Origin of the sequence: Polaribacter sp. (genome assembly GCF_965660385.1) — a bacterium.
Taxonomy (GTDB): domain Bacteria; phylum Bacteroidota; class Bacteroidia; order Flavobacteriales; family Flavobacteriaceae; genus Polaribacter.
Window position 1 is genome coordinate 1 of sequence record NZ_CBFHZT010000135.1, and the last position, 1,212, is coordinate 1,212.

Annotated in this window: 1 protein-coding gene; it reads right to left on the reverse strand. The window is 27.3% G+C overall.

What is annotated here, in order from left to right; genetic code table 11:
• Positions 1-63 precede the first annotated feature (63 nt).
• The gene (locus ACTG3V_RS15580; RefSeq protein ID WP_439133090.1) at positions 64-969 is read right to left on the reverse strand and encodes an IS982 family transposase; all 906 of its coding nucleotides are present in this window, start codon (positions 967-969) and stop codon (positions 64-66) included.
• Positions 970-1,212 lie beyond the last annotated feature (243 nt).

The following is a 1,212-nucleotide window of genomic DNA, read 5'->3' on the forward strand; positions in this document are numbered from 1 at the left end:
TGGATCCCCATTTTCATGGGAATGATTAAACATTCAAAATTTACTAATGAACGTGAGTTCGACTTAACTAATACCAATATTAGATAAAAATCTTTGAATTTTAATACTCGGTTTCTTATCAAGAAAAGAATAAGCTGTTAAACCTGCTATTAAATTTCCTAAAAAGTTATCAAAAGAGCGGTGTCTAGAATGTTCTATTTGGCAAGTGTTTTTTAATACATCGTTTACAGATTCTATAATTGCTCTTTTTCTGAGATAAATTTTATCCATAAAATCGAGTGCTTTTTTCTTCATATTCTTTCTTAGTTTGGTTACTAAATGAATCCCGTCAACAAACAATTTATCAAATAAATCTTTACCTAGATATCCTTTATCACCATATATTTTTCCAAATATTTTATCGTGAAAATTTTTATTTTTAAGCGGATATCGATCATCTACATTGGCTTTAGTAATCAAGAAATCAATAATTTGTCCCTTATCGTTACTGACTAAATGCAATTTAAAACCATAAAACCAACCTAATGTTCCATAGCTTTTTTCAGCAATTCCTTGAAACACTTTATTTTGTTTTTCTCTTTTGTAATGACACACTTTAAGAGCCGTAGAATCGATAAAAGAAATACCTGAACATTTACCTAAACCAAAAAGCTTTAAATAGACAGCTAAAGGTTGAATTACTGACTTTTGTAATTCAACAAAACGATTATATGAAACTAAATCAGGGAAGAAATCATCCATATGTTTAGATACATAATAGAGATAAAAATGCTTTAGATTACGATGTGATTTTAGGTGGAAAATAACCATAATAGTCATTACTTCACTTTTACTCATTTTGGATTTTCTATTGCGTTTTTTAGGCAATGAAGTATCTGAAATACTGTTTTTTAGTAAAACAGCATCAAATTCTTCCATAAAATCGTCTAGATTACAAAAAATTTCAATAATTTTAGAGTCAGAAATCATAAGCAGAATAATTTTAGTTAATTGAATATCAGAACCTTAATTTACTGAATTTTCTGCTTTTTTCTTAAATAAATAACAATTTTCTTACGTCGAACTCACGTTAATTAGAATGATGAAAAAAATACTCGCAATTGTAGTTGTTTTATGCTCAGTTTACTTACAAAGTCAAACTAAAAAAAGTAACAAACAGCAAATTGAAACGACCATCCAAAATTATTATGATGGGTATATTTATAGAGATAT

What these genes read in the sequence shown, in the direction of transcription:
- ACTG3V_RS15580 (WP_439133090.1), bottom strand. Translation starts at nt 969, where the DNA reads ATGATTTCTGACTCTAAAATTATTGAAATTTTTTGTAATCTAGACGAT.